General features: G+C 46.6%; 6 protein-coding genes and 1 pseudogene. All 7 read right to left on the bottom strand.

Translation table 11 applies throughout. The features are described 5' to 3' along the window. Positions 1-358: 358 nt before the first annotated feature. The gene (locus ACUVQO_RS20630) at positions 359-772 is read right to left on the bottom strand and encodes a hypothetical protein (RefSeq protein WP_445927717.1); all 414 of its coding nucleotides are present in this window, start codon (positions 770-772) and stop codon (positions 359-361) included. A gap of 147 nt (positions 773-919) precedes the next feature. Further along, positions 920-1,183, bottom strand: a pseudogene (locus ACUVQO_RS20625) (lecithin retinol acyltransferase family protein); the annotation flags it as partial. Between the two features lie 377 nt (positions 1,184-1,560). Continuing rightward, positions 1,561-3,288, bottom strand: coding sequence for a mechanosensitive ion channel family protein (locus ACUVQO_RS20620; RefSeq protein ID WP_445927707.1), 1,728 nt, complete (start codon positions 3,286-3,288; stop codon positions 1,561-1,563). A 155-nt stretch (positions 3,289-3,443) separates the two neighbouring features. Next, the gene (locus ACUVQO_RS20615) at positions 3,444-3,629 is read right to left on the bottom strand and encodes a hypothetical protein (RefSeq protein WP_445927706.1); all 186 of its coding nucleotides are present in this window, start codon (positions 3,627-3,629) and stop codon (positions 3,444-3,446) included. Positions 3,630-3,791: 162 nt separating this feature from the next. Continuing rightward, entirely contained in the window at positions 3,792-4,289 is a 498-nt protein-coding gene (locus ACUVQO_RS20610) for a hypothetical protein (protein WP_445927705.1), read from the bottom strand. Between the two features lie 36 nt (positions 4,290-4,325). Next, a complete protein-coding gene (locus tag ACUVQO_RS20605) occupies positions 4,326-5,717 on the bottom strand; it encodes a hypothetical protein (protein ID WP_445927704.1) in 1,392 nt (463 codons plus the stop codon). Between the two features lie 20 nt (positions 5,718-5,737). Further along, the coding region (locus tag ACUVQO_RS20600; RefSeq protein ID WP_445927703.1) for a hypothetical protein at positions 5,738-6,245 on the bottom strand (508 nt) is incomplete at its 5' end.

Raw genomic sequence — 6,245 nt, 5'->3', positions numbered from 1 at the left:
GGTTTTCTGAATGCCATAAAGTTGTGTTCTCCTTCTTACAAAACTAAATAATTACAAAGTATTGACGACCCCGTCAGAACTTTAAAGTGTTATCCATCAGTTATTAGAGGATCTGTCGATATGTTCTGAGCAATAAGTAGAGAGTCCTAACTGAACGTAGCTCTGGAACCTAGAAAGCTCGGTATACCGTTCTCAGGACATCGTTTAATTCAGGTTACCCACTTAACATAGTTAGATCTACAGTTAGAATGCCCTAAAAACCGGGTTGATTAACAAAAAGGTTCTACATAGATTCGGTAAAGCCAAATAAAAAGCGATCACCTTAGATCAAGGACGACCGCCTCTATAGAACAGTTCTCTATATTTTCCATTTAGAGAGCCACTTCCAAGCTTGATAAGCGCCATATCCGACTGCTGCCGCTGCTGCTGCTGGAACAGCAGCAGTAACTAAAACTCCAGCTGCCATGCCACCCCCAACAACTCCTCCTACCGCTGCTAAGCCAGAGGTAATACCAGCACCACTCAGTCCAGCAACACTACCGCTAGCCGCAATTGCACCAACAGCCCCCGCTGTCCCGGTAAAAGCACCAACAGCAGTCATTGTTCTGCCAACCCCACGAGCCTCGCGTTCATCGCTTGGTAAGCTCTCATCATCTTTCAGAACTTGGCTCATCGCCACCGTTGTCACAAGCCCTGGTGCAGCTCCTAGGACACCGATCCCAGCAACTGCACCACCCCCAACAACTCCACCTACTGTAGCTAGCCCAGACATGATGCCAGCACCGCTCAGACCTACTACTGCACCAGTAGCACTAACAACTCCAAGACCTGCAGCTACTGCTGCACCACTGCCAGAAGTACCAGCAACTGTTGCAGTGCTATTTCTAATCTGCTCGCTTGCAGGTATACCTGTTTTGCACCATGTCGCAAAGTGTTCGCAATTATTGGAAACAGGATTGTATTCATTCTCACCTAGGCGACTTTTAGCTCTTCGAACTACTTCATCATTTGAGTTGCACTTGCCATACTGCTTCACCGAGTATGGCTTTCCATCCCCAAAAGCCGTTATGGGAATCTGAACGATTCCGCGCTGGGTATAGTGAATGACTGTTCCATCACCACAATCAATTCCGTGGTGTGTATAACCAATGCAGTGTACGTAAATGTGATCACCTTTCGCCATAGCGCTCACCAGATGAGGAGATTGATTACTTAGACTACTCAAATAATATTATCAAGTAGCTAGTATAAACAGGCTCAGTGAAATCACTAAAAACAGAGACTCCACAGCATGACATAGGCTATTAACTTTAATGAGGTGGATTGAATCAGGTAGGAAGCCGTAGCTAACGCATCAGGTTTTACCCGATATTGCATTACTGTTTTGTCTAACAGAATCCTAAACCTATACCCATTTACAGCTCCTAACTTCGGTAATGCGCGATCGCCCAACACCCAGCTACCGTCCCCAATCCAACAACACCAGCATAGAGTCCGATGCCATTCAGTTTTACCTGCTGCGGCAACGAACCAATGCTCAGCGGATTGCCATGTCAGATCCTAGTCTTGGTTGTTCTGGGGGTGAATTTGAAAACCGGGTGAAACATAGTCATCGGGCAAATAATTTTCAGGAATGGTCGAGTGGTTTCCGTCCCGTAGGGAGGTATACCCTGGTGATAGGATTTCAATGCCCGCTTGATTGCAATAATCCTGGATATTTTGATGCAGTTCGGAATAGATCTTCGGCATAATTTCAGGGCGATCGCTATAGGCATTTAACTCATAGCTGACATTGAAATCATTCAGGGCTGTTTGTAATACAAAGGGTTGGGGATCAGGTACAATCCCCGGAGTTGTGATTGCCGCTTGAGTCAATACCTCATGGATTTTTCGCCAGGGAACATCGTATCCCAGCGTAATCGTTGTGTGTAAAACCAGATAATTAATAGACTCTCTAGAACTAGCGTTGAAGTTAACTACACTACTATTGAGAACGGCTGAGTTGGGAACGGTGATCACCTCTTTTTTGAAGGTAAGAAGACGGGTAACAAACAGCGATTTGTCTAGCACTTCTCCCCTGGTATCACCGATTTGAACAACGTCTCCAATTCGGAAGGCGCGAGTATAGATCAAAATGATTCCGGCGATCGCATTTGCAACGGCGGAGGATGAACCTAGGGTTAACAGTGCGCCTAAAAATAGGGAAACGCCCTGAAACGCGGGTGAATTAAACCCAGGGATGTAAGGTGCAGCAACAATACAGCCGATTGCAGATAAGAAAATGGTTGCTAGACGATTGGTCGGTCGTATCCATTCTTGATAGAACCAGGGATAGGCATCATCCCGACCCAGTTCGGTAATGACCAGCTTAGCGAATTGAATCACGTAGAAAGTGATCAGAACAATAATCCCAATGGTGATAAAGTTTGGTAGAAATTGGACAAACGTTTTGACTAATTCACTAATTCGATAGGCAATATCGCTCAGAATAGATTTGCCAACGGCTTTAGTTGCTGGAAACTGACTCAAAATAAAAGGCAAGTAAAGATAGAAAGCGCCAATAATAAGAACTAGGCGTGTTAATCGGACAACGCCTGACAGGAGATATCCAGTTACGTTAGAGCTAAAGACTTGAAATTCTTGAATTCTGAAATCAAGTGCATCTGCTTGCCGGGCAACCTTGATTCTCGTGAGAAGACGGAACGACAATCGTGGCAGCAGAACTAAAAATACCGCTAGGGTAATGGTACTCGCGATCGCCAGGATAATTCCTTTCACCAAGCTTTCAACGCTGCGATCGCTACGGTACTGCGTTATCCCCGATTGAATGAATTGAACGGCCTGTTCTGCTGTTTCTTGGCGGGTTTGGTTATTGATGCTATCTGTGTCGTGCACCGTAAAAAGGACAGTATCGCCAGCCATGACAACGGTGGCACCATTTTGTTCTTCTGCCCGAATACTATCGGGGGAAATGCTGGCATCATTGGCGATCGCAATGATCCGATCATTAATAATTTCTGCTCGCTCTTTAGCAGAGACAACCCCTGGAATCCCTCGCCTCACCTGAAGCAGTGTGTTGCCGTCTAGGACGATTGGATAACCATCTACTTCATTGCCCTCTTTATTCACGATCTGGGTGGTTGGCGCATTTTCCTGGGCAACGGGAGTACTCTCCTGAGCATGAACCGGATGCAGGGCGATCGCCAAACAGAAGATAGTGATCCCTAAAATTAACCAGGTTCGCAACCGTCGATTACAGAACCGAAACCATTGAAGAAGGGCATGCATAGTCTGTAGAACACGTAATTATGAGTTCTAAGAGCATAGTGCTCTTTAACAAGAAAGCGATCGCCTTGGCAAAAACTGTAACCAAAGGCGATCGCACTTTTAGAGATTAAACTGCGTTCGATAGACTGTTGATGGAGCGTTAATGGCTCAGTAGACTACTCAACCGTAACTTCAATCACAGGATTTTCATTGACAGCGACATCAGATGTCTTCCGGCTGCGGCCTGCCAGGAACTCGCTCATCTGCATCCCATGAAGGTAGTACAATTCCACCTGATGAATTAGGCAACGCACTGTAAATAAGCCTTCCAGGAAATAGGGGAAATACTTTTGGTGCACCATCCGATGGATTTTTTACTTGAAATTTTAAGTAAAGACTCTGAGCTGGTGGAGTATTCGGATCAGTAATTTTGTCAAAACCCACATCATTAACTTCGATCGTCCCATCAACGATTCGACTTTGGTCACTACTAGATAAGATAAATCTGAGAAAGTCCCGCATTTTTAGTCTCCTCCTATTGCGACTTCAGGAACTGCGATTGTTGGTTTTTCAAACGCAACTTGTTGAAGTGAATCTCTTGTTTCTATTCGATAAGTGAGCCCAGTACTCAAAATGGTGTTCTCTATTTCGTCCATGAACGTACCTGTCCCACCTTCCAACCAGTCAGAAATCCGGACCCAGCGTGTTCTGCCAGGTCGTCCAAGGGCATCAGTCATGCGCTCTTGGCGTTCTATTCTGAAACTCAATTCTGTTATTCGGGGATGTGTCCATTCAAGTAAGATATGGCTGTGCTGTCTATCAGCAGTCACCCAAACAGGCGGATCAGGTGGCTTTTGGTAGGCGCGTCCTTGCATAATTCCAGATGGCACAGAGGCATTGTCCGCTTCATCCACAGCAACAATTCGATAGAAATAATCGGTCAAGCCTCTTACCTTGACATCTGACCAAGTAACTTCGGATGACCGCAAAGTCGGATCATCTAGAACAGTTTCAATATGCACAGGATCTCCCATCAAGCGGATATCACGAGCCGCTTCCTAATTCTCTGTGCGATAAATCCAATACTCCCGCAGGTCAGGCTCTCGATTCGATACCCACCTGAGCGTAATCTGCCTATCCCCACCCAACACCTTAGTCACCACCGGAGTTCGTGGCGGTGTCACCTTCGGCAAATAAATTTGCGGTGTTGCCCGACTCAACCCACTCCTGTTTTGTACCCGATCCACATAAGCCGATCGATAAAAATATCGATTCCGCAACTTACCATCCAGCGTATCCTTCAGTTCACAAATGCCAGAGTGAAGTGGCTCGATCGTAATCTGCGTAAACGCATCCTCATTCCCTGGCAACCCTGCCAGCACCCGCAAATCATCATTGTTCAGCACCAGTGGGTCGTTTTTAGAAAAGTTGTATTCATTCAGATACAGCACCCATTTGGATGAGGAAGCCCCTAAGCTCGGTACTTTGTCTAAAGTCACCCGATGATTCCCTGCATCAACCTCAATAATCCGATAATGTCGGTTAGCATTAGCCTGGTCAGCAGCCAACCATAACGTATCTCGATAAGACCGAACTCGCGAGAGATCGGGAGTATTGTCTAAAGCGACAATTGCCTGATCGACCGTAGCTGCCTCACCAGATAGCAGGCCAATAATGGCGTTCAGTTTATTGGCAATACCCTTCCGTCTAATTGGGTCATTCCATACATTTGGAAAATACTGAGTGTCACTTGCAGAAAGGCTGATCCGAGTTTGGCGAATCTCCCAATCCCGATTTTGAACTCCACTATTCCATGTTTTCTTGTTATTCCCTGGCAAATATTCCAATAGAGTACGAGCATCACTCGACAAACTTGAATAATCTCCAAACGATTTAATCGCATTAAGTTGGCTTGCCGCAGTTTGTTTACGGTTCAAATCCCAATTTTCAAGGAAATACTTTTCATGCCTGGGATTTTTCGGATCTAACGCCGTGCGAGTTGTCCGCATCAACCAGTCAAGTTTAAAGACTGCATCATCCAAAGCCCGCATCACATGAGTCTTCAATGAGGAGTTAGGGGGTGCTGGCCACTGGTAGGTATAAAAGGAGCGCCCATGATAATCAGCCCGAGTTGCGAATATATCTCCATCAGGATAGGGGATATCCCCAGGTGGGTCAGGCGGCTGCCGACGAACCTTGAACACCTCCCGTGGCCCCTCGATCGGACTTTCACTAAACAGGCGCTGGTCGTTGGGCCGGTTAGGATGCTTGGAAAAGGCAGAGATCCCCAACTGGGCATAGCGAATGCCCTGATCCAAGGATGGCTCCGGTAGAGCATGGGCTGCCGGAAATCCTGGAAAAGGTCTCGGTCTGGTCGGAGGTTGGGGTAAAAACACCTCGTACTGGTCAAAGGCCAAACCGATCTTCCAATCGGAAGCACCCGTTACCATAGCAGGAGCCTCAGTCAGCGTTACCGTCCCTTTGAGGGGGTTACAGCTCTCAATAGAGAGACTTGACCCTTGCCTTCCTGCCCTAACCAGAGACAATCAATGTATTTCTCCTTAAGGCTCACAGGATCAGTGTATTTTTCCACACGACTCACAGGGTTTGAATAGATTGCCCAAGCCAGAGGAGACAGCCTATCTAATTTGGGATCTTCAGCCAGCGTCACCCTATGAGTCTCAGGATCACATGCCTTAACTGTGAACAATTTTCCCTCACCTGTTGCCTGAGACAACCAAAGAACATCAATGCCCGGATTCACGTCTTTTAACTTTGGATGCTCGATCTCAATTAAACAGCCATTGGCAGAAGCCTGATTTCCCTGTAACCCAGGCTTCATCACAGCCTTCGTGTAGACCGCCCAATTTAAGAACTGCTCATCAAATCCGGGATTCTCAGCGAGAGTTACCCTGCCAGCCTGAGGGTTACATTGCACAATTAGGAATGTCTTTCCCTCCTCTGTCTTTCCCTCCTCT

The sequence above is a fragment of the Leptodesmis sp. genome (assembly GCF_052746595.1).
Note: the sequence above shows the minus strand (reverse complement) of the source record. Positions and strands in the feature narration are given on the sequence as shown.